The organism is Ureibacillus sp. GCM10028918, from assembly GCF_042666115.1.
In the GTDB taxonomy this organism is placed as follows: domain Bacteria; phylum Bacillota; class Bacilli; order Bacillales_A; family Planococcaceae; genus Ureibacillus.
In genome coordinates, this window is record NZ_JBHTFK010000007.1 from 447,875 (window position 1) to 471,342 (window position 23,468).

16 protein-coding genes are annotated in these 23,468 nt (G+C 37.8%); 11 read left to right on the forward strand and 5 right to left on the reverse strand.

The window, feature by feature from the left end:
- Positions 1–345: 345 nt before the first annotated feature.
- Both ACFQU5_RS11550 and ACFQU5_RS11555 read right to left on the reverse strand, forming a co-directional pair.
- Entirely contained in the window at positions 346–1,563 is a 1,218-nt protein-coding gene (locus ACFQU5_RS11550; protein WP_390287894.1) for an MFS transporter, read from the reverse strand.
- A 453-nt stretch (positions 1,564–2,016) separates the two neighbouring features.
- Positions 2,017–3,474, reverse strand: coding sequence for a S8 family peptidase (locus ACFQU5_RS11555; protein ID WP_390287896.1), 1,458 nt, complete (start codon positions 3,472–3,474; stop codon positions 2,017–2,019).
- A 738-nt stretch (positions 3,475–4,212) separates the two neighbouring features.
- Here ACFQU5_RS11555 and ACFQU5_RS11560 point away from each other — a divergent pair.
- Positions 4,213–5,667 (forward strand): protein adenylyltransferase SelO, encoded by a 1,455-nt coding sequence (locus ACFQU5_RS11560; protein WP_390287898.1) that lies wholly within the window; start codon positions 4,213–4,215, stop codon positions 5,665–5,667.
- A 104-nt stretch (positions 5,668–5,771) separates the two neighbouring features.
- The gene (locus ACFQU5_RS11565; protein ID WP_390287900.1) at positions 5,772–6,044 is read left to right on the forward strand and encodes a DUF1292 domain-containing protein; all 273 of its coding nucleotides are present in this window, start codon (positions 5,772–5,774) and stop codon (positions 6,042–6,044) included.
- A gap of 719 nt (positions 6,045–6,763) precedes the next feature.
- Here ACFQU5_RS11565 and ACFQU5_RS11570 read toward each other — a convergent pair.
- Together ACFQU5_RS11570 and ACFQU5_RS11575 are read right to left on the reverse strand one after the other, a co-directional pair.
- Complete coding sequence (locus tag ACFQU5_RS11570) at positions 6,764–7,576, reverse strand: ZIP family metal transporter (protein ID WP_390287954.1); 813 nt, start codon at positions 7,574–7,576, stop codon at positions 6,764–6,766.
- A 118-nt stretch (positions 7,577–7,694) separates the two neighbouring features.
- Positions 7,695–8,162, reverse strand: a complete 468-nt coding sequence (locus ACFQU5_RS11575) for a staygreen family protein (protein ID WP_390287902.1) — start codon at positions 8,160–8,162, stop codon at positions 7,695–7,697.
- A gap of 216 nt (positions 8,163–8,378) precedes the next feature.
- Here ACFQU5_RS11575 and ACFQU5_RS11580 point away from each other — a divergent pair, with 216 nt between their 5' ends.
- From ACFQU5_RS11580 to ACFQU5_RS11615, 8 genes are all read left to right on the forward strand, one after another.
- Complete coding sequence (locus ACFQU5_RS11580; RefSeq protein ID WP_390287904.1) at positions 8,379–8,705, forward strand: metal-sensing transcriptional repressor; 327 nt, start codon at positions 8,379–8,381, stop codon at positions 8,703–8,705.
- Positions 8,706–8,924: 219 nt separating this feature from the next.
- Positions 8,925–11,369, forward strand: a complete 2,445-nt coding sequence (locus tag ACFQU5_RS11585; protein ID WP_390287906.1) for a heavy metal translocating P-type ATPase — start codon at positions 8,925–8,927, stop codon at positions 11,367–11,369.
- Positions 11,370–11,509: 140 nt separating this feature from the next.
- Positions 11,510–12,175 (forward strand): YdhK family protein, encoded by a 666-nt coding sequence (locus ACFQU5_RS11590; RefSeq protein ID WP_390287908.1) that lies wholly within the window; start codon positions 11,510–11,512, stop codon positions 12,173–12,175.
- 375 nt (positions 12,176–12,550) lie between these two features.
- A complete protein-coding gene (locus ACFQU5_RS11595; protein WP_390287910.1) occupies positions 12,551–13,747 on the forward strand; it encodes an aminotransferase-like domain-containing protein in 1,197 nt (398 codons plus the stop codon).
- Between the two features lie 199 nt (positions 13,748–13,946).
- Complete coding sequence (gene pbp4, locus ACFQU5_RS11600; RefSeq protein ID WP_390287912.1) at positions 13,947–15,944, forward strand: penicillin-binding protein PBP4(5); 1,998 nt, start codon at positions 13,947–13,949, stop codon at positions 15,942–15,944.
- A gap of 176 nt (positions 15,945–16,120) precedes the next feature.
- A complete protein-coding gene (locus ACFQU5_RS11605) occupies positions 16,121–18,310 on the forward strand; it encodes a DNA topoisomerase III (RefSeq protein WP_390287914.1) in 2,190 nt (729 codons plus the stop codon).
- Between the two features lie 335 nt (positions 18,311–18,645).
- The gene (locus ACFQU5_RS11610; protein ID WP_390287916.1) at positions 18,646–20,280 is read left to right on the forward strand and encodes a Na/Pi cotransporter family protein; all 1,635 of its coding nucleotides are present in this window, start codon (positions 18,646–18,648) and stop codon (positions 20,278–20,280) included.
- A gap of 162 nt (positions 20,281–20,442) precedes the next feature.
- On the forward strand, positions 20,443–21,012 hold the full coding sequence (locus ACFQU5_RS11615) for a hypothetical protein (protein ID WP_390287918.1): 570 nt from the start codon (positions 20,443–20,445) through the stop codon (positions 21,010–21,012).
- A gap of 115 nt (positions 21,013–21,127) precedes the next feature.
- Here the strand turns inward: ACFQU5_RS11615 and ACFQU5_RS11620 are convergent, their stop codons facing one another.
- Positions 21,128–21,415, reverse strand: coding sequence for a TRAP transporter large permease subunit (locus ACFQU5_RS11620; protein WP_390287920.1), 288 nt, complete (start codon positions 21,413–21,415; stop codon positions 21,128–21,130).
- A gap of 552 nt (positions 21,416–21,967) precedes the next feature.
- Here ACFQU5_RS11620 and ACFQU5_RS11625 point away from each other — a divergent pair.
- Complete coding sequence (locus tag ACFQU5_RS11625) at positions 21,968–23,326, forward strand: MFS transporter (RefSeq protein ID WP_390287922.1); 1,359 nt, start codon at positions 21,968–21,970, stop codon at positions 23,324–23,326.
- Positions 23,327–23,468 lie beyond the last annotated feature (142 nt).

The following is a 23,468-nucleotide window of genomic DNA, read 5'->3' on the forward strand; positions in this document are numbered from 1 at the left end:
AAGTAAATACATAGAAAGAGGGAAATGGTGGGATGGAACTTCTAATATAGGGATGCATTATTTTTTTTGTTATCGGAAAGTTTTATTTGATTTTCTTCTTTTTATAGGTGTTTTAATCGTAAAAGACAAGTATGTGTTTGAGTAGTCAATATAGTAATGCAGGAAGATCATTAAAAACTATAATTTTGAGAGAAAATTTTTACGTGCCTCTGAATATATTTTATCGTCACAATCATCACAACCAAAATAAACCATTCATATTCTTTTTATAAAGCTGATATTTCCTAGTACCTTCAATTATTTTGAATTTTTTTCTGCAACTAATACACACTGTTTCATAGTAAATCATGATTGTCCCCTCGATTCTCGAATAATTATACTAGCTCGTTCTGAAAAAATAACAAAGCATAGATAAGACGAAAGTAAAATACTAAATACACCAAAACTAATGGCCGCTAATTTCAATGTAAATACTTCAGCAAAAGCTCCTAGAAGTAAGGTAAACAGTACTTGAATTACACTTTGGAAAATTGAATCAATACTACCGAATCGGCCCATTATTTCTGGGGGTACATTATTTTGATAAAATGTTGTATAACCAGTATTGGCAAATGCCATGAAGAAACCAAGTAAAATAAATGAGATTGCAGCGGTTAACACGTTAAACGAAGTGTAAAACGCTGTATAGAATGTGGTTGTTAAAAACAAACCTATTCCTAAATATTGTCTAAGTGATAGTTTATTGGTCAACGTTGCTGCAACTACCCCACCTAAAATTGAGCCGATTCCTGCTATACTAACTAAAAAACCATAAATGGTATCTGAAAGAGATAAATCCTTTTTAATAAAGGTAACTTCTTGAGAATCTAGGGCAAATAACAACATTTGTGTAATTTGAAATACTACAAAAACCTTAAAAAACACGGTATTTGTTTTAATAAAGGAAAAAGTTATTTTTAAATCATCTTTTATTATTTTGAAGTTAATATGTTTTAAAGTTTGCGGATTATTCGCTTCTAAATTAGGTAATCTAGAAATCGCAAGTGCACAAATGAAAAATGAAAAACTATTAATCCATATTGTCCAAGTAGTATCTATACTCATAATTAATATACCTGCTAAAGCAGGACCAATCAGAAATGCGCTTGATCTAAATGTACCCATTATTGCGTTAAATTGCTTACGTTCTTCTAGAGGAACATATTTTGTAATATAAAAAATACTACTTGGACCAAAGAAACAGCCAGCTACATTAGTCAAAAATAATAATGTGTAGATTATCCAAATTGAGTCCATAAAAGGCATGAAAAATACAGTGATACCTCTAAATATGTCTGTAACAATCATTAAATTTCGTTTATTAGTTCTATCAATTATTGACCCTGCTATAATATTTGTTAAACTACGGGCAATCGGTCCAATGATAAAAATCCCCGCGACGGCTAATGCAGAATTCGTTAAGTTAAGGACTAATAGATTTAGGGCAACTAAATAAATCCAGTTTCCAAGGTAGGTTAACCCAAATCCGCCAAGTATCAGGACATATTTCTTCAATATATACATATAAGTTTCTCCTTCTAACAAAAGGATTTTTTTAGGGGTTATACTATTTTTTTCCCGAAATTTGTTTGATGGAAGAATATTCAACTCATATTTATAGTTAAATTATAGATTATATTCCAAATATTCTCAATTTAAAAGAAGAAAGTAGAACAAGAAAAACAAGAGACCTGTGTTAGATATTCTATGAACAATATCATACACCGTTCCGCTTTATACCTGAATACAAGACGAATGTAAGCAACTCAAACGAAAATTCACCTCTAAATTTTCAATGTATAAAAATTAATATCGCAATCAACCGTCATCATCTAGGTTACATCCTGGCATGGTGGAGGTAATTTTTTGTCTGCCACTTAAATGAACTCTCCAATATTCTCCATTTTTAATTTCCTTAGATAACGGAGTAAAAAGAAACTCGACCCCGAAGAGGCCGAGCGTTTTTTTAACAGTTTTTTATCGAATTTGGAACGAAGTTGTAGCTGAACTGCTTGTGTAATTGAGTTTCGTTGTTTCTGCCTTCACTTTATATGTCCCTTTTGTCGTATATCTTGTGGTTGACATGTTGCATGTAATCATACCATTCGAATCTGTCTGCGCTTTTACACTGGTTGTTCCGCCTGTTGGCGAAGTAATCGTAAGGGTTACAGTTGCATTGGAAAGGGCACTTCCATTGGTATCCACCGCTTTTGTGTAAATGGAGACTGTTTCCCCGGCAAGATATGATGTTTTATTGGTAGTTAGTGTTGTGTTGATCTTTAGTGACACTGGTGTTGTGTTATTCGTCGAAACGATAGGTGCCTGAATTAAACCAAAACCAAAGTATGCATCTTTTCCAACAACCCCTATATCCAACGTACCTTTTTCTAATTTTGAACGTAATTCTGCAGCTGAAAGCGTTGGATTAGCTTGTTTTAATAATGCTAAATTACCCGAAACATAAGGGGCAGCCATTGATGTACCACTCATATAAACATACTGATTTCCAATATAAGTACTTAAGATGCGTTCCCCTGGAGCCGCTACATCCACTGCAGTGCCTGTTGATGAAAAGGAAGCTCTTGAATCTAAGTTGTTGGTTGCAGCAACCGCAATCGTTGAATCATAATAAGCAGGGTAATTGATTGTATCCCCCGCACCATCGACTGTTCCACTATTGCCGGCGGCAGCCACTACTAAAATTCCTTGGTTGTAAGCACGATCTACTGTTTCTTTCAAAGTTAATGACCCGGTTGGCGTCCCTAAACTCAAATTGATGATATTCATTTTATTATTGATGGACCAATCAATTCCTGCAATAATATCGGATAGGTAACCGCTGCCATTGGCATCCAAGGCTTTTACTGCATAAAGGCTTGCATCCGGCGCAACGCCAACAGTTCCAATGGTGTTATTTTTGGCCCCAATGATTCCTGCGGCATGTGTGCCATGACCGTTATCATCTTGATAAGAAGGAGTATAACTAGTGAAGGAGACTCCGCCTGCAATCGATAAATCGTCATGAGCGGCGATTCCAGTATCAACAACGGCAACTTTTATTCCTTTCCCTGTTATACCGCCTGACCATGTTTTGGGAGCATTAATGCGCGGAATCCCCCAGTCTTGGGTTTGGGTTGAGATTTTTACAGTGGCATCTCTTTCCACGGCAATAACATTTGGATTTTTTTGCAGACCTTTAATTGCAGTTGAAGGAACTGTTACTGCTAAAGCCGGAACCGCCTTATACTCGCGATGAATTTGACCTTTGGCATTGGATATTAATCGCTTATCCGCTTTTTCTTTAAATAACACAATGACTCGTTCTTTGTTAGTGTTTGCATTCCCTTTTTCCAGGACATCTGCATCTGATCCAGGGGGAGAGAGAAGAGAAAATGATAGAATGAATACTAGCAATAGGGTGATATGTTTTCTCAAAAAAATGCCTCCTTTTAAGTAGTTATACAATAAGTTATTTGGTACTTATTGTATTTCTCCATTACCCAAAATTATAGTAAATATCATTCTATTTCTCCGTTTTTTTTAATTTTTTAAAAGAATATTAATAGTTTAAGGGCTTCTTTAGTTTTATTAATGGCAAAAGAGCAGTCATCACTACTGACTGCTCTTTTGCCATGCATAAAATACTTCATTTGGCGAATACCGTGGTTACATCAATTATTAATGAATGGGCTTTTGAATTGTTGACGGTTTTCGCCACTTCGCCCTGCAAAAATTACAATGGTTTCAAAAAGTTATTTGTCCGGAATTATGTTACTTTTAGTAAATGCAATTTTGTTTATTGTTTGCTTGGGTATCTTATATGGGTTGACGCTGTTTTTTTATTGTGATGATTGCAGTGGTTCTTAGGCTTTGGATTGTTTTTAGTAAAGCTTGGAGCAGTCCAAAAAAGGAACAAATCGTACTTACAGTATCGGCAGCAGTTTTTATTTCGGATTAACGATATTATTTGTATATATGTATGCGAGAATTGAGCCATATTATCCAGGAGAAGATACTTTCATGAGAGTGCTGGTTTATCTCTTGCAAGTATTGTTGCAGCAATTGCTTGTGTTACCTGCTTTGTAATAACAGGTTTTTCAAACAGGAATTCGTGATAAGTATAATACAACTACCTAGGCTAGAAATAGTCAATAAAAGAGAGAAGAGGATACTATGGGATTTGGATGGAATTTTGATAATAGTTATGCAAGGCTTTCGGACACTTTTTATGCAAGTGTCGGTTTGCATCCGGTAAGTAACCCGAAAATCGTGATATTTAATGAACCACTTGCTAAAGAATTAGGTTTAAGTAGTGATGAGCTGCAAAGTGAAGAAGGGGTGCAAATCCTGGCCGGAAATAAAGCTCCAGCAGGATCATTTCCTATGGCCCAAGCCTATGCTGGACATCAATTTGGTTACTTCACGATGCTTGGAGATGGTCGAGCAGTTCTTTATGGAGAGCAAATCACCCCAGAGAACGAACGATTTGATATCCAATTAAAGGGTGCAGGAAGAACGCCTTTTTCTCGCGGTGGAGATGGCCGAGCAGCACTTGGACCAATGCTTAGAGAATATATTATCAGTGAAGCGATGCATGGATTAGGGATTCCAACTACTCGTAGTTTAGCTGTTGTTTCCACAGGGCAGAAAATCATTCGAGAAACTGATTTACCTGGTGCAATATTAACACGTGTTGCTTCCAGTCATATTCGCGTGGGGACTTTCCAATTCGTTGCTAATTGGGGTAGTTATGAAGATCTACAATCGTTGGCAAGTTATACAATCATCCGTCACTATACAGATATTCCAAATAGTGATAACCAATACCTATATTTACTTCAAGAAGTCATTCGGAAACAAGCCGAGTTAATTGCCAAGTGGCAGCTTGTAGGCTTTATTCATGGTGTCATGAATACAGATAATATGGCCATTAGTGGAGAATCAATTGATTTTGGACCTTGTGCTTTCATGGATACCTATAACCCAGAAACCGTATTTAGTTCCATTGATACAAAGGGCCGTTATGCATATGGCAATCAACCAAAAATGGGCCTATGGAATTTAGCTCGTTTTGCAGAAACGCTTGTTCCTTTATTGGATGACGATGAGGAAAAAGCGATCGAAATAGCCCAAGGTCAAATTTCTCAATATATGGATCAATATGAGAAGAACTGGCTTGATGGAATGAGAGCAAAATTAGGATTGTTTGATGAAGAAGAGCAAGACAAAGAGCTGGCAGATGAACTGCTCGACATCATGCAAAAAAATCGAGCTGACTATACAAATACGTTCCGGGCATTAACAATTGGCCAATATGAAAATTCTCCGCTTCACGGGAAAGAAGAGTTTGATAAATGGCTACAAAAGTGGGAGCAGAGACGTAGTAGACAAGAACAAACTGTTGAAGAATCAACAGAGTTAATGAAAACTAGCAACCCATCTGTCATACCACGTAATCACCGGGTAGAAGAGGCCTTGGATGCAGCAGTAAATGATGGGGATTTGAGCGTGTTGGAGCGTTTATTGGAAGCTTTAGCCGATCCATATGATTATTCAGCTGATTATGAAGAGTATTGTACATTGCCGGAAACATCAAAACGTCCATATCGGACATTTTGTGGAACTTAAGGGTATAATAGGGTGTAGGGAAGTTTGTTTTATAGGGTGAATGATTCCCCCTACATTGGAAGTCAACTAAACACTCAAGCATGAAATTAAAGGAGACTACGCTCATGGAAAAACACGAAGTAGGAGAAGTTTTTACAATTACCGACGAGAACGATGAGGAATTAGAAGTTGAAGTTCTTGCTTCAATCAATATGGAAGGTACCGAATATGTAGCAGTTGGTTTTGTAGAAGATATTAAAGAAGAAACAGAAGAAGATATTGATGTTTTCTTTTTAAAAGTAGATGCTGATGGCGACTTCAGCGCGATCGAAAGCGATGAAGAATTCGATAAAGTGTCAGCGGCCTTCGATGAAATCATGGATGAAGAGGAAGCTTAAAATCACCTAACAGCAGGCGTCTCCAATTTAACTTGGAGGCGTTTTTTATTGTTGCGTTTCTATATGGCAAGTTTCGGAAGTAGTTTTAGAGTGGAGGTATTACTCATCTGGTGGGAAAAAACATTTTTAGGGTGAATTCTAGGTTGGAATGTACTGGTTTGGGGGAAGTCGCTCGTAAAGAGGTGAAAGTCGCCCGTAAAATGAGAAGCCGCTCGTAAAGAGGAGAAAGTCGCACGTAAACAAGAGAAAGTCGCTCGGAAAATGGGAAGCCGCTCGTAACGGTGAAAAAGTCGCTCGTAAAGAGGAGAAAGTCGCACGTAAACATGAGAAAGTCGCTCGTAAAATGATAAGCCGCTCGTAAAGTTGAAAAAGTCGCTCGTAAAGAGGTGAAAGTCGCCCGTAAACATGAGAAAGTCGCTCGTAAAATGATAAGCCGCTCGTAAAGTTGAAAAAGTCGCACGTAAAGAGGTGAAAGTCGCCCGTAAACATGAGAAAGTCGCCCGTAAATCGGGAAGCCGCTCGTAAAGTTGAAAAAGCAACCCGTAACGATGAAAAAGCCGCTCAAAAAAAGGAGAAACCGGCTCGTAAAAGGCCATTACAAAGGATAATTGATTCAAAGTAAAAAATGAATTAACGGTCCAATCAAGATTCATTCTATAAATATAAAATGCTTGGGACTATTTAAATCTCCCCAAGCATTTTTTCTAAGGATTTTTTTATCAACCCAATGATACGTCTAGAATCATCATCAATGTAAATCCAATCATTAAGCTCATCACGGCAAGGTCTTTATTTCCTTCCTCTTGTGAGCTTGGAATGACCTCTTCAGCAACAACAAAGATCATTGCACCTGCTGCAAATGCCAAGGCGAAGGGCAACAGCGGTTCAATATATGCCACAGCCATGAAGCCGATGATTGCAGAAATGGGCTCAACCATACCAGAGAACTGACCAAAGAGAAAGCTCTTTTTTCTTGTAAGTCCATCTCGAAGTAAAGGCATTGACACTGCAGCGCCTTCAGGAATATTTTGAATACCAATCCCGATGGCTAAAGCCAGAGCGCCTGCAAGTGAGGCAGAAGGCGAGCCAAGGGCAACTGCACCAAAAGAAACACCGATGGCTAAGCCTTCTGGGATATTATGCAATGTAATCGCAAGAACGAGCAAAGTACTTCTTTTTCGCTTTTTTGGATGTATCCCTTCTGCACTATTTAGCGGTGCATTCGGATGAAGATGGGGAAGCAGCTTATCAATTAGGTAAATAAATTCTCCACCTAGCAAAAATCCAATAGCAACTGGAAGCCAAGCAGGTAGACTTCCACCTTCAGCCATCTCTAAAGCAGGGGATAAAAGAGACCAAAAGCTTGCGGCAATCATAACACCACCAGCAAAGCCAAGCATACTATCCAAAAACTTTTGATTAAATGTCTTGGTTGTAAACACCAAAGCAGCACCTAATGCCGTCATTCCCCAAGTAAATAAGGTGGCAATTGTTACTTGAAGAAGTGGATCAAGCTCTAAAATAAATTCCATCACTGGCTCTTACCCCTTTGCATACTTTCAATAATGTTTCCTTAGAGAAAATTTTAAGCGGAACGTTCTGGAAAATCAATGGGAGGAAGCTGAATTTAATCTATAAAACCACGAAACATTATATTTCATATTGAAACTGATTCAAATATTGTTTTGGTGTCCCATAATCAACTAACTTTCTAAATTGGGGGTAACTAGATCTAAAAAAGATATAGATTGGTGCATCAAGGAGTAATGGGTAGTTTGACAAAAATAATCTGTCCCCAAAAACAATGGCTTTGAGGGCTTCATCTAAATGTTTGATAAATTGATTGTAACGTTTGTTTGCTTCTTCCTCTGTATACTCTCCGCCATCTACGTAGACTTTACCCATCAAGCAGTACTGCCAATCATTTTGCCACTGTGCAACGACTTCATCACGTAATGCCAAATTAATTGCTTCATAATTAAAATCAATTCCAATATCCAAGAACAATTGACCCGTCTCATCTGAGTGAGTGAGCGTATATTTTCTTTCCTTTATTGGCTCTATTGGACTTGCTGGTAAAATAAATCTCACCATTAAATCTTGGGGAATGAAATCCATCTTCTCTTTAGCCTCCTAAAATCATGTAACTGTAACTCAAAAAGATTCATTAGCTAATATATGGTCAACCTACTTGGAAGGTTAGTCAATTAGGTGACTTAACTAAAAATGAGTCATGCAAAAGATTTTCATACATATACTAAATGGATTTGAAAGTTTCCTACGTAATCAATATACCCCATAAGGGTAATTTCGATCGTATAGAGAATGGAGTTGATGAACCTGGATAAAGTGAGTGTAGAATTAACGGAAACGCAACAGTGCAGGAAAAGTCACCATCCAGAACATATAAAGAAAGACTTAACAAATCGGCTGAATCGAATTGAAGGCCAAATCCGCGGCATCAAGGGGATGGTTGAGCGAGATGTTTATTGTGATGATATCATTACACAACTTTCGGCAACTCAATCGGCACTAAACAGTGTTGCGAAAGTTCTTTTGCAAGGGCATTTAAAAGGTTGTGTAGTAGACAGAATAACGGCTGGTGATTACGAGGTCCTAGATGAACTTTTAGTTACAATCCAAAAATTAATGAGAAAGTAATTGTGATTAATTTTTTACCATGATTATACCCCTATTTCTTATGAAAAGGGGAATTGGCCAATGAAAAAGGAAGTTACACTTTCACAGATTAAAGAAGCGATTAATGATCAAGCATTTGATGTTAAATAAAATTGCATCAAAGTAGAGTGATCCAGGATAGCACTCTCTTTGTCATAAAGTTATACCCCTAAATTGGTATAAAGAGGTAGGTGAAACATAGTGACGAGTGAGCTGAAAGAAACAAGCTTGCAAATAACGGGAATGACTTGTGCGGCCTGTGCAACGCGAATTGAAAAAGGTCTAAACAAAATTGCCGGTGTAAATGAAGCCAATGTCAATTTAGCCTTGGAAAAATCGATAATAAAGTTTGACCCGGAGAAGGTTAGTGCAGTGGAATTCGAAAAGAAGATTGAAGCATTAGGCTATGGCGTGGTGAAAGATAAAAAGGAATTTGCGATAACGGGAATGACTTGTGCGGCCTGTGCAACGCGAATTGAAAAAGGTCTTAATAAAATCGACGGTGTAACGTTGGCCAACGTCAATTTAGCCCTTGAGAATGCAACAGTGGAGTTTCATCCAAATCAAGTTTCAATGTCCGATATCATAAGCCGTGTAGAAAAATTGGGCTACGGGGCACATATTAAAGAAAATGAGCAGGAAGGGTTCGATTATCGTGAAGAAGTGATTCGAAAACAGCAGAGCAAATTTATCATTTCTGCGATTCTTTCTTTACCTCTTTTATGGACGATGGTCGGTCATTTTTCATTTACTTCATTTATTTATGTACCGGAAATCCTAATGAGTCCATGGGTGCAAATGGCTTTGGCCACACCTGTTCAATTCGTCATAGGCGCGCAGTTTTATGTCAGTGCCTATAAGGCATTACGCGACCAAAGTGCGAACATGGATGTTCTTGTCGTGATGGGTACGTCAGCTGCTTATTTTTATAGTGTGTATCAAGCGGTTACAACAAATGGGCAGCCTCAACACCCCCATCTCTATTTTGAAACAAGTGCAGTTTTAATTACACTCATTCTTTTGGGAAAACTTTTCGAAGCTAAAGCAAAAGGGCGTTCATCTGAAGCTATTAGGAAATTAATGGGATTGCAGGCAAAAACAGCATTAGTTGTTCGAAATGGACTAGAAAAAGAAATTCTTATAGAAGATGTAGTAGCCGGCGATGTTATTTTAATAAAACCCGGAGAAAAAATTCCGATTGATGGAGAGATTATAGAAGGCAATACTGCTGTTGATGAGTCGATGTTAACAGGTGAGAGCCTGCCGATCGATAAGGAAGCTGGATCTATGGTATTCGGAGCGACAATCAATAAAAATGGTTTTATTACAATTCGCGCAACAAAAGTAGGACGAGATACAGCACTTTCTCGGATTATTAAAGTTGTTGAAGATGCACAAGGTTCGAAAGCGCCCATCCAACGTCTAGCCGATAAAATTTCGGATATTTTTGTCCCGGTTGTGATAGCAATTGCCATTATGACGTATATAGTTTGGTTAGTCTTCATTACTCCAGGAGAGTTTGGACAAGCACTGGAATGTTTAATTGCTGTTCTCGTTATTGCCTGTCCGTGTGCATTGGGACTTGCAACACCTACATCTATTATGGCTGGCTCTGGTCGTGCAGCAGAATTAGGTATTCTTTTTAAAGGTGGGGAACACCTTGAACAGACCCATCATATTAATACGGTGGTTGTCGATAAAACAGGAACAGTCACAAATGGGAAACCTGTTTTAACAGATGTCATTGTAGCAGACGGCATGAACGTTCGAATGCTCCTTTCTTTTATAGGCTCAGCTGAAAAACAATCCGAACATCCACTTGCAGATGCGATTATTAAAGGGATAGAACAAGAGGGCATCAAACTAAGGGAAGTGCGCGATTTTAAAGCCATACCAGGGTATGGTGTAAAAGCAACAGTCAATCAGCGAGCAATCTTAGTAGGAACTCGTAAATTAATGGATCAATCTAATATTGAAATTACTCATGTATTAAGTACTATGGAAAAACTCGAAGCTGAAGGGAAAACGGCTATGATTGCCAGTATTGATGGTGCATACGCCGGCATGGTAGCTGTGGCCGACACGATTAAAAATACTTCTAGGCAAGCCATTGAACGTCTGCATGACATGGGAATTGAAGTCATTATGATGACAGGTGATAATGAGCGAACTGCCCATGCCATTGCGGAGCAGGTAGGGATTCAACGTGTTATTGCAGAGCTCTCGCCTGAGGGGAAAGCAGAAGAAGTAAAGAAACTTCAGGGACTGGGCAGAAAGGTTGCCATGGTGGGAGATGGAATTAATGATGCACCCGCCCTTGCAGTAGCGAATATCGGAATGGCTATTGGAACAGGTACGGATATAGCCATGGAAGCAGCGGATATCACGCTTATTCGTGGTGACTTGAATGGTATAGTGGATGCGCTTATTATGAGTCATAAAACGATGGCAAATATAAAACAAAACCTATTCTGGGCGTTTGGCTATAATACTTTAGGTATTCCGATTGCTGCAGCAGGACTGCTGGCACCTTGGCTAGCTGGGGCGGCTATGGCATTTAGCTCCATATCCGTCGTACTAAATGCATTACGTTTACAAAAAGTAGAACTGAATAATAAAATTACAAAAAAGTGGGATGTTCAATGAGCATCTCGTTTTTTTTGAATAGATCCTCGCGCAGTTTCGTTCTTCATCTCTAAAGTTTTACCATTTTTATGAATAGAATTTTGACGAAAGTTCAATCCTTAAACTAGTTGAATGCTATAGAAACTAGGAGGATTATGAAAATGGATAGTAAATTATTATTAGTTACAATGACACTTCTTTCCGTGTTGCTTTTATCAGCTTGTGGTTGGGGAGATAAAGATGAAGAACCCGCTGATGCTGGGGCAGATGTGACAAATAATCTTGACGGTACGGACAAACAAGTGGGGGAGGAAGCGACCGAGGAATCTGTAGAGCATGCAGGTCATGCTGAGGGGCAGCTGCCGGAAGGGTTAAAGGAATCAGAGAATCCCAAGTTTCCAGTAGGAAGCAGAGTCGTTGTAAATGCAAGTCATACTGACGGCATGGAAGGTGCCATGGCCGCCGTCAAAGGTGCTTATGATACAACGGTCTATTCTGTATCTTACACGCCAACAAACGGAGATCCATTTGAAGAAAATCATAAGTGGTTTGTAGAGGGAGAAATCTCTGGGGTGGATGATGAAGAAATTGTTGTTGGTTCAGATGTCATTATTAATGTTGAGCACCAAGATGGGATGTTAGGTGCAGAAGGTTCCGTCGATACAGTAGAAGATACAACGGTTTACGTAGTTGATTATACGAATTCCCTAGGTGAAACCGTAACAAATCATTTATGGCTCAAAGAAAGTGAGCTGCAAACTGAAGAAGAGTCTAATTACGATAGTGATTGGGATGGAGATACAGGTTCAGATTCAGATTCCCAGTAAAGAATGGCAGTCCAGCTCTTATGAAAAGAGCTGGGCTTATTTTTGTTTTAATGTTATCTAAACTCTGATAAAAGGCTTTAGCGCTATATTTTTGCGAAAAGTTTTAACTGCCATCCCTATGTTAAGAATAGATAATCTCTCAAAAGTCGAAAATTAGCATATTTCTATCTCTAGGTTGTGTAAAAGAAAGAGTTCGAGCAAATTTTTGCATTCCTAGATCAAAATTTTTAGCTATTTATCAAAATTGATTAAAATTTATTTTGAAATTTTTTAAATAGTCTGATAAAATCGTGTAACACTGATTCTTTTTAATCTAAACACTTAGGTGAATGGTTTAAACGGTTCAGCGACTATCGTAAAAAAGAGGGAATTATTATGAAGTACTCTGATAAAATTTTAAACACACCATCATCATTTATAAGAAATATTTTAAAGGTGACGGATGCACCTGACGTCATTTCGTTTGCAGGAGGATTACCAAATCCAATCTCTTTTCCTATTGAAGAATTGCAGAACTCGATTAATCATGCCATCGAAGAAAATGGGGCAAAATTATTCCAATACTCAACAACTGAAGGATATTTACCTTTACGACAATATATTGCAGACAAATATAAAAAAGATTACGGATTAGAATTTGATCCAGAGGATATTTTAATTACGACAGGCTCTCAACAAGCATTACAGCTTATTTCTCAAGTACTCCTCAATAAGCGGGAAGGCATTGTTATGGAAGAGCCCGGGTATTTAGGGGCAATTCAAGCATTTTCTTTAGCTGAACCTCAATTTTACTCAGTAACATTAGAAGAGGATGGTTTAAACGCACAACAGCTTGAAGAAACACTATCTACAAACAAGAATATCAAATTTATCTACACAGTTCCAAATTTCCACAACCCAACAGGTATTACCTACTCTAAAGAAAAACGTGAAGCAATCTATGAAGTGGTGAAAAAGTATGATGTGGTGTTGGTAGAAGATGATCCATACGGCGAGTTGCGTTGGAATGGTGAAAAATTGCCTTATATCGGTGCTGGCAGATTGGAAAATTCCGTATTGCTGGGGTCCTTCTCGAAAATTGTTACACCTGGTATGCGACTAGGGTATTTAGTAACGAAAAATAAAGAGTTAATGCACCATATTAATACTGTAAAACAAGCAACGGATTTACACACGAATATTTTCTCTCAAATGATACTCTGTGATTATTTAGTAAATAACGATTTAGAATTACATGTTAAGAAAATTATCGACCTATATCAAACGCAAGCAAATGCCATGCTGAATGCCATGGCAAAGTACTTCCCATCATCTGTGAAGTATACAAAACCAGATGGAGGGATGTTCATTTGGGTGACATTAGAAGAGGGGACTTCAGCTCTTGATTTCTTTGATAAAGCAATGAAAGAAAAAGTAGCCTTCGTCCCAGGAGATCCGTTCTATACGGAAAAAACAAACGTCAATACATTCCGTTTAAACTATACGAACTCTTCGCCTGAGGTTATTGAAGAGGGTATTATGCGATTAGGAAAGATTTTATATTCTATTTCTGCTGAAAAGCAAATAGTGTAAGTAGTTTGTTTATTGTTCAAGTCAAACTAAGGAAAAATGCTGATATATATTTAATAATATTTTAGTTATTAAATTTTGGAATTGAGTCACTCTAAGAGAAACTCAATTCTTTTTTCTTTTTCTGCAGTAAATTCCAGTCCATATGCTAAACTGAATTTAACTATTTATCATAGATTGGGATTTGAATAGGGGTGGTGTCATGAAGAAAAAGTGGATATTAATAGCAGGGGCAGTCGCCCTATTATTCGTAGCCGTTGGTTCTGTTTTCGGCTATCAACAATGGAATGAAGCAAAAATACAGGAAAAAAAAGAACAGGTCGCACAGGAATGGATTGCAATGTTAAAAGAGCAATCCTTTGATGAAATTCCGCAGCTTGTTACAGCAGATTCCCTTGAAAAAGCAGGTTACACAAAAGAATCCATCGTTGAAAAATACAAAGCTATTTTCGGCGGTATTGGTGTTTCCAATATGGAGATTGATTATGAAATCAATGATGAAGACACATTCGAATACATTGCTACATTCGATACGGTTTTAGGAACGATATCAGAAATACATTATAAAACGCAGCTCATTGAAAGCGAAAAGGACTATAAAGTGAATTGGACTGCGGAACTACTATTTCCTGGCATGCTTTCTGACGATAGAATTCGCTATACAGTCGATGAAGCAAGTAGAGGGGAAATCGTAGATCGGAATGAGTCACCTTTAGCCTTAAATACAATGACTTATCAGGCCGGTGTAGTGCCAAAAGAGTTAGGTGAAGAGGAAACCAGAACAAACAAAATTGCCAATATAGCAGAGCAACTAGGGATAACTGTTGACTTTGTTGAGGGTCAACTAGGACAAAGTTGGGTGCAGGATGAGCATTTTGTACCATTAAAAACATTGCCCTATGGAGCAGATACGCCAGTAATTGAAGGGGTTCAGTATCAACAGGTAGCTAGTCGCGCATACCCATTGCGCGAAGCTGCAGCTCACATCACCGGATATGTTGGTGAAGTAAATGCAGAAGATATTGAAAAAGACCCTACCTTACAAGCCGGAGATGTGATTGGCCGTACAGGTCTGGAACTCGCATTTGAGAAGGAATTACGTGGACAAAATGGCGGAGAAATCTACATTGAAACGGCAAGTGGTGAAAAAAGAGCAACCATTCAAAAGATAGAAAAGCAAGATGGACAAACAATCAAAGTGACCATTGATGCCAATTTGCAACAAACTGCTTTTGATGCACTCGAAAATGCAGCAGGATCCACAGTTGTCATGGAGCCAAAAACCGGAAATTTACTTGCACTTGTTAGTAAACCATCCTACAATCCGAATCAATTCGTTGTAGGAATTTCGCAAAGCGAGTACGATGCATATAACAATGATGAGGAAAAACCGTTCATTAGCCGATTGACGACTCGCTATGCACCAGGTTCAACCTTCAAGCCAATTACCGCATCTATAGGTCTTGAGTCAGGTATCACAACAGTAGATGAAACACATGAAATTTCAGGCCTGCAGTGGCAAAAGGATACATCTTGGGGGAATTATCGAATTTCCCGTGTAACTGAAACGGCCAGTGTGAATTTAAGAACAGCTCTAGTGAAGTCCGATAATATCTATTTTGCTCAGGAAGCTTTAGAGATGGGGGAGGAGACTTTCCGTGAAGGTTTAAATAAGCTTACTTTTGGCGAATCCTATGAATTGCCATTAACGATGGAACCAGCTCAAATTTCCAATGAAGAGTCATTTGGTTCAGAAATCCTGCTAGCGGATACAGCCTATGGACAAGGTCAGCTGTTAATGTCACCCATCCAAATGGCCACGAACTATACATTGCTGGCGAATGATGGAGTATTAACATATCCAAACCTTATTGCAGACTCTGAAGTTAAAACGAAAGAAGTATTTAATAAAGAAACGATAGATACCATTAAACCAATGTTAGTAGAAGTTGTCACTGCTCGGGACGGGACAGCACATGCATTAAATGGAGTAGGCAATATTGCAGCTAAAACGGGAACAGCGGAATTAAAGAAAGCCCAAGGGGAACGCGGAGTTGAAAATAGCCTGATAGCCGTTTTTGATGCAAATGACGGGGGCTATTTAACTGTTTCGATTGTGGAAGACCATCGCAAAGTAGGGAAAACAGCGACGCAATTGGTTAAACCAGTTATCCAGTATCTAGAATTATTGACGCAATAAGTATCATGAGGAATGGCTGTTCAAAGTCTCTGACAGGACTTGCGAACAGTCATTTTAATTTTTATAGGGTCATTATTGGAGAGGATGTAAAGTAAACTCTTTAGCCGAATGAATGATGAACCCGAAAGCTTATGCTATAGTAAACAAAGGGATTTGAATGAAAGGATGTTTTTATTATGGCAAAAAGCTTGGTACTCGCCGAAAAACCATCAGTTGCGCGTGATATTGCACGTGTATTGAAATGTGATAAAAAAGGAAATGGCTATTTAGAGGGCTCACAATATATTGTGACATGGGCTTTAGGGCACTTAGTAACCCTAGCTGATCCAGAAAGTTACGATGTGAAATATAAAACATGGAATCTAGAAGATTTACCGATGCTGCCAGATCAGCTAAAACTGACGGTTATTAAACAATCTGGAAAACAATTTAGCTCGGTAAAAGCACAGCTTAATCGAGCAGATGTTAAGGAAATCATTATCGCAACGGATGCTGGCCGTGAGGGTGAATTAGTTGCACGCTGGATTATTGAAAAGGCAAAAGTGAAAAAGCCGGTTAAACGTTTGTGGATCTCTTCTGTAACGGATAAAGCCATTAAGGATGGTTTCCAAAATCTAAAGCCGGGTAAGCAATATGAAAATTTATATCATGCTGCTGTAGCGCGTTCAGAAGCAGATTGGTATATCGGATTAAATGCAACTCGTGCATTAACAACACGTTTTAATGCTCAGCTTAATTGCGGGCGTGTGCAAACACCTACCTTAGCGATGATCGCGGCACGCGAGGATGAAATTAAGCATTTCAAACCACAAACCTACTACGGAATTGAAGCGCAAACCGATTCTGTTAAATTAACGTGGCAGGATTCAAATGGCAATAGCCGAAGCTTCAATAAGGAAAAACTTGATGCAATTGTAAAATCGCTTGGTCATCAAAATGCAAAGGTTGTTTCACTTGACCGTAAAGCAAAGAAATCCTTTGCTCCTGCCCTTTATGACTTAACAGAATTACAACGTGATGCCAATAAATTCTTTGGTTATTCTGCAAAAGAAACATTAAATCTAATGCAAAAACTGTATGAGCAACATAAAGTGTTAACGTACCCTCGTACAGATTCAAGATTCTTATCTTCTGATATCGTGAGCACATTGCCGGAGCGTTTAAAAGCTTGTGGGATAGGGGAATATCGTTCATTGACTAACAAGATATTAAATAAACCGATTAAGCCTACAAAAGCATTTGTGGATGATAGTAAGGTAAGTGATCACCATGCAATTATCCCAACAGAAGGATATGTGAACTATTCTGCTTTCTCGGACAAAGAACGTAAGATTTATGATTTAGTTGTGAAGCGTTTTTTAGCTGTGTTATTCCCGGCGCATGAATACGAGCAATTAACTGTACAAGCTGATATTGCTGGAGAGAAGTTCCTTGCCAAAGGGAAAACAGTACTTCAGGCAGGCTGGAAGGAAGTATATGAAAATCGCTTTGATGATGATGACACAGCAGATGATGTGAAAGAGCAGCTTCTTCCTCGTATTGAAAAAGGGAACGAGCTAAAGACTAAACTAATAGCCCAAACTTCTGGTCAAACCAAACCACCAGCACGATTTACTGAAGCAACATTACTATCTGCCATGGAAAACCCAACGAAGTATTTGGAAACAGGCGATAAAAAGCTTGCCGATACATTAAAATCCACAGGTGGACTGGGAACGGTTGCAACACGAGCTGATATAATCGAAAAACTATTTAACACTTTTCTAATTGAAAAACGTGGCGGCAAAGAAATCTATATTACTTCCAAAGGTCGTCAGCTACTTGATTTAGTTCCTGAAGAGCTGCGTTCACCTGCAACAACGGCGGAGTGGGAACAAAAGCTTGAACTGATTGCAAAAGGCAAGTTAAAAAAAGATGCGTTTATCAATGAGATGAAAGAACATACAAAAGAAATCGTTTCAGAAATTAAAGGAAGCGATAAGAAATACAAACATGACAATATCTCAACCAAGTCTTGTCCTGATTGCGGCAAACCAATGCTTGAGGTGAATGGCAAAAAAGGGAAAATGCTTGTTTGCCAGGACCGTGATTGTGGTCATCGAAAAAATGTCTCCCGTGTGACGAATGCTCGTTGTCCTCAATGCAAGAAAAAGCTTGAGCTGCGTGGAGAAGGGGAAGGTCAAATCTTCGTATGTACATGTGGTTACCGTGAAAAACTGTCTGCTTTTGAAGCCCGTCGCAAAAAAGAGGGTGGCGGAAAAGTAGATAAGCGAAGTGTGCAAAAATATATGAAGCAGCAAGAAAAAGAAGCAGAGCCAATTAATAATGCGTTTGCAGATTTACTAAAAGGCATGAAATTCGATTAGAATAATTGTATTGTAAAAATAAATACACACTTATATTAAACAGTATCTCAGATTAGAAGAACTTCTGGATACTGTTTTTTTATGTTCCGGAATATCACGATTCATGTCACCTAGCCTTCGCTATTGGGATGTTAAAATAACGAGGGGAAATTTAGAAGTAGAAGGGAATTACAATTATACTACTATGATTTTTCAAGTATAAAAAATATGAACGTTTTGTTTATCTATTGTAAAGGAATTGTAAATGTTATATTTCAATTTTGTAATAACATTTACATCCGCTCGTGTATTAGGAATAATTAGTGTCGATGGCATCGAAAGGATGGAACAAATAGATGGATTGGCAGACAATGATTTTCCAATTTCTTGGAGGTCTAGGTTTATTCTTATTTGCAATTAAGTATATGGGGGACGGTCTTCAAAAAGCCGCTGGTGACAGACTCCGCGAGATTTTAGATAGATTTACGACAAACCCCGTTATGGGCGTGTTAGTCGGAATTGTTGTTACCGTATTGATTCATTCGAGTTCAGGAACAACTGTTATTATTGTTGGTGTTGTAAGTGCTGGATTTATGACATTAAGACAGGCAATTGGTGTGATTATGGGTGCCAATATTGGGACTACTGTAACAGCATTTATTATAGGATTTGATGTAGGTGCTTATTCTTATCCAATTATGGCATTAGGTGCTGTGCTATTGTTCTTCTTTAAACAAAATCGAATTCAAAATATTGGACAAATTCTTTTTGGTTTTGCAGGTCTATTTATCGGTCTTGAAATGATGGGCGATGGAATGAAACCATTACGAAACTGGGAAGCGTTTGTGGAGTTAACTGTTAATTTTAGTGAACATCCGACCTTAGGAGTTATTGCGGGAACTGTCTTTACGTTGATTGTTCAATCTTCATCGGCAGCTGTAGGGATTTTACAAGGGCTTTATTCTGAAGGATTAATACCTCTAGGTGGGGCACTGCCAGTATTATTTGGAGATAATATTGGCACTACAATTACTGCGGTTTTAGCATCATTAGCAGCTTCTGTAGCAGCGCGCCGTGCAGCAGCTGCCCATGTATTATTTAACGTGATTGGTACAATTATTTTTATGATTTTCTTACCGGTATTTATCAACTATATTGAATGGATTACTGTTGCACTAGGTCTTGAAGAAAAAATGCAAATAGCCTTTGCACATGGTACCTTCAATGTCGTTAATACACTGATTCAACTGCCCCTAATTGGATTGTTGGCCTATTTAGCAACAAAATTAGTTCGTGGAGAGGATGCAATGGTTGAATACAGTGCGAAATACATAGATAAATCTTTAATCGGGCAATCTTCATCCATTGCACTTGGACAAGCAAAAGAAGAAGTTGTTCGTATGGGGGAATTTGCTGTATCCGGACTTCAAGAGTCGATGGATTATTTATTGACAAGCGAAAATAAGCATGTGAATATGACCATCCAACTCGAGGAAGCCATTAATAATGTAGAGCGGGTAACAACAGATTACCTATTTCAGTTATCAAAAGAATCACTATCAGAGAATGATTCTAGATTGCATCATTCACTATTCCAAAATATCCGTGATATTGAACGAGTAGGTGATCATTTCGAAAAACTAGTTGAATTAATACAAGCGAAGGATGCTAATCACGTAAATTTTAGTGAGGAAGCAATGCAGGAACTAATGGAAATGTATGATTTAGTTGTAGATACTGTAAGTTTAGCGGTACTCGCATTAGACAAGCAAAGCAAGGACTTCGCTAGGGAAGTGTTGAGTAAGGAAGACCGTATAGATGAATTAGAAAGAGTTTTACACAAAGGTCATATACTTCGTTTAAATCAAGGCGAATGTTCAGGACAAGCGGGCATCATCTATGCAGATATTATTAGTAACCTGGAGCGTGTAGGCGATCACGCAGTCAATATAGCTGAAACCATTCTAGAAAATAAACACTATGTAATGTAATATAAAAAATGTGCAAAGTCTCGAGCTTTGCACATTTTTTATTTTGCAAAGAATTTATAACATATTTTATGAAAAAGTAATCAAAGTATTTGTAGAAAATTACATTTTAAATTAAAATAGTGGATACAATGTTATTATTTTCCTGTGATAGGGTGATTTTGGATGAGATTATCAGGTTTAATACTAAATGATGATAATTTTGAAGAGCGTAAGCGTGTAATGCAACGGAAGGAAGCAAATGACGCCTATAAAAAGAATGCTATTTACACCCAAGCAAATAAGAATCCGATGCTCAAGATTCTTGAGGATTTATTATCTGGAAAAACGGATAAAGAACTTTTTGAAAGGGACCAAGCATTATTGGATGAGGAAGGCGAGAAGATTAACTCTAATGCAACAAATGAAATAAATGTTGATATGAAATCACAAGAAGAGACTAATATTCTAACACAAGCCTCTGAAACTTTACTGCAATCAGCAGGTGAGGTTGCTGGTGACGAAGAAGAAAATGTGAATCGACTTAATTCTATACAGTTTGACGATTTCAATTCTTTCGAGTGGATAACTAATACGACAAATCCAGTAGATTCAATAAAGCCTCTTAATAGAAGTTTTGAAAGTTTAATTTTTGAAAAAACGTATACTAAAGCGATATCAAGCTATACCTACCAAATGCTGATGGCACAAAATGGTTTCCAGTCAGAGCAACCAAGATTTTCACAAATAGCGTAAAGAGGAGTGGTCTCATGAATGTATGAGGCGACTTTTTTTATGTATAAGCCTATTGTTTATTCAATCTTTAATAAATAGAAACCCAAAAGTTTAACCTTTGTGAGTCTAATGTTATTTATGACTTGGTATCCATAAAGAGAATAACTCCGGAACATTTCACCAATAGAAGCTCCTGAGCAAACTTCATAATACCTGAGTTCATCAGCTCCCCGGCTAGCATAAAAAGTGGAATTGCTAGTAGTCCGTAGTTTTCCATTCCCCAATATAATCGTTGAGGGACAGTTAATAGAAGTCCCATATTGTCTGTTGCAAAGATATAAATAACTGTAATCATTCCCAAGACATAGGCGATTGGTACACCCAACAATAAAAGGACAGTAAAACAAATCAATGCGATTGTCATTGTAAGGATTCCTCCTGTTTACTATCACTAAAATCTATAAATATATTCGCAAGTACATGGAACACAGAGAAAACAAAACTTACTGGAATACTAAATTAAAAATAAATTCTAGGGATATTCATCGCAGTTGAAATCTGTACCAGGATGCAGCATATGTGGAGTTCAACCGTGGCTTTTAAGAAAGGTCATCAAATTGCATTGGCATATGTTGATAGCCCAGAAATTAAAAAGTTTTTGATAGAGACAATAAAATAATAGCATATATAGAAATTCTGGAAAATTAATAAGCATTTAATGATTTTTTGGTTTTTACCATTTTATTAGATGCTTTTTATGTTTCATCAACTTTTTTGAAGTGGTCATCAATCAGTCCAATTTAGTACTTGAATAGTGAATTGATTCTTTGTTAAAAATTTTCTAAAAATTTATTGCCAGGAGATAAAATATATTCTAAAATGATTTTATATATAAATAGTGTATTTTGTTCACTATTAGTAATTTGTGGTATTTGATTACCACATATATGTTTCATTCTAAGGGGAGGGGAAAAGTATGGGGAAAATAAATGTAAGTGAGTTTGTTGATGGTCAAAAATTTAACCGCTTTCATTTAACGTTGCTTCTTTCATGTATCTTTATCATTGTTGTTGATGGTTACGATATGTTTATGTTGGGGGCAATTATGCCGACGTTAATGGAAGAGTGGGGAATGGATGCAGTTACGGGAGGCCAGCTAGGAAGTTATGCCTTGTTCGGTATGATGATCGGGGCCCTTGTTTTTGGTCCACTGGCTGACCGATTTGGACGGAAAAATGTTATTTTGATTTGTACGCTTCTATTTTCGCTTTTCACTTTTACTTCAGGATTTGCTAATGGTCCTGGATCGTTTGGGGTACAACGTTTTATTGCTGGGGTTGGTCTTGGGGGAGTAATGCCGAACCTTATTGCAATCGTAACTGAGTATGCACCAGCAAAATTAAGAAGTACTTTAGTAGCGATTATGTTTAGTGGACATGCTTTTGGTGGAATAATTGCTTCACTTAGTGCTTTAGTTATTATGCCGAACTTTGGATGGCGTGGGGTTGTATTTCTCTCATGTATCCCGCTCGTAATACTGCCGCTTTTATATAAAATAATGCCAGAATCTTACAGCTATTACATCAAGGTAAATAAAAAAGAAAAATTAGTTCATACGTTAAATCGCATCAATCCGAAGCATCAGTTTAAACAATCAGATGAATTGGTGATGCATGTGTCAGATGATACAGATTCTTCTTTAAGAAAATTATTTACAAATAAGCGTGGTTTCAGTACAGTGATGTTTTGGATTGCAGCCTTTATGTGTTTATTAGTAATGTATGGTTTAAGTACATGGCTGCCAAAAATCATGCAAAGTGCGGGTTACCCAATAGGTTCTAGTTTAATTTTCTTAATTGTGTTGAACTTGGGTGGCGTAACGGGGGCGATTATTGCAGGGAAACTTTGCGATAAATTCGGATCTCGTCGAATCTTGCTTCTATTTTTCGCATTAGGGTTCCTATCACTGACAGCATTAAGCTTTAGCCTAAATCAAGTGCTACTGTACATCCTGGTCTTTATTGCGGGTGCTACTACAACAGGTACTCAAATTAATACAAATTCTTATGTATCCCAATATTATCCGTCTGGTATTCGCTCGACAGGTGTTGGTTGGGAACTGGGAATTGGACGTATCGGTGGGATGCTTGGACCAGCAATCGGCGGCTTCCTATTAGCTTCAAATTTACCTGTTCATTTCAATTTCTTAGCGTTTGCCATTCCGTGTTTAATTGCCGGATTATCCATATTATTAGTTCAAGAGAAATATGGTCACATGGTAGCCCAACAAGAAATTGAAGATGATGATGCAAATCATGCAACTATTTATAATTAATATCTTACCTTATTAATAAAAGAGGGAACCCAAAGCTTGAACTGCGCCCTAAATTTTGGACAGTTTAATAAAAGCAACCTTGCTATTTAAGCAGCGATTAGATGATTCCGGTATTCTACCGGAGTCATCTTTTTTAAATTCC

Bases quoted from the DNA above. Each gene is read 5' to 3' on its own strand.
- pbp4 (WP_390287912.1), top strand. From the start codon at position 13,947: ATGAAGAAAAAGTGGATATTAATAGCAGGGGCAGTCGCCCTATTATTC.
- ACFQU5_RS11620 (WP_390287920.1), bottom strand. From the start codon at position 21,415: ATGACAATCGCATTGATTTGTTTTACTGTCCTTTTATTGTTGGGTGTA.
- ACFQU5_RS11625 (WP_390287922.1), top strand. From the start codon at position 21,968: ATGGGGAAAATAAATGTAAGTGAGTTTGTTGATGGTCAAAAATTTAAC.
- ACFQU5_RS11605 (WP_390287914.1), top strand. From the start codon at position 16,121: ATGGCAAAAAGCTTGGTACTCGCCGAAAAACCATCAGTTGCGCGTGAT.
- ACFQU5_RS11575 (WP_390287902.1), bottom strand. From the start codon at position 8,162: ATGGATTTCATTCCCCAAGATTTAATGGTGAGATTTATTTTACCAGCA.
- ACFQU5_RS11590 (WP_390287908.1), top strand. From the start codon at position 11,510: ATGGATAGTAAATTATTATTAGTTACAATGACACTTCTTTCCGTGTTG.
- ACFQU5_RS11610 (WP_390287916.1), top strand. From the start codon at position 18,646: ATGGATTGGCAGACAATGATTTTCCAATTTCTTGGAGGTCTAGGTTTA.
- ACFQU5_RS11565 (WP_390287900.1), top strand. From the start codon at position 5,772: ATGGAAAAACACGAAGTAGGAGAAGTTTTTACAATTACCGACGAGAAC.
- ACFQU5_RS11570 (WP_390287954.1), bottom strand. From the start codon at position 7,576: ATGGAATTTATTTTAGAGCTTGATCCACTTCTTCAAGTAACAATTGCC.
- ACFQU5_RS11550 (WP_390287894.1), bottom strand. From the start codon at position 1,563: ATGTATATATTGAAGAAATATGTCCTGATACTTGGCGGATTTGGGTTA.
- ACFQU5_RS11560 (WP_390287898.1), top strand. From the start codon at position 4,213: ATGGGATTTGGATGGAATTTTGATAATAGTTATGCAAGGCTTTCGGAC.
- ACFQU5_RS11580 (WP_390287904.1), top strand. From the start codon at position 8,379: ATGAACCTGGATAAAGTGAGTGTAGAATTAACGGAAACGCAACAGTGC.
- ACFQU5_RS11595 (WP_390287910.1), top strand. From the start codon at position 12,551: ATGAAGTACTCTGATAAAATTTTAAACACACCATCATCATTTATAAGA.
- ACFQU5_RS11615 (WP_390287918.1), top strand. From the start codon at position 20,443: ATGAGATTATCAGGTTTAATACTAAATGATGATAATTTTGAAGAGCGT.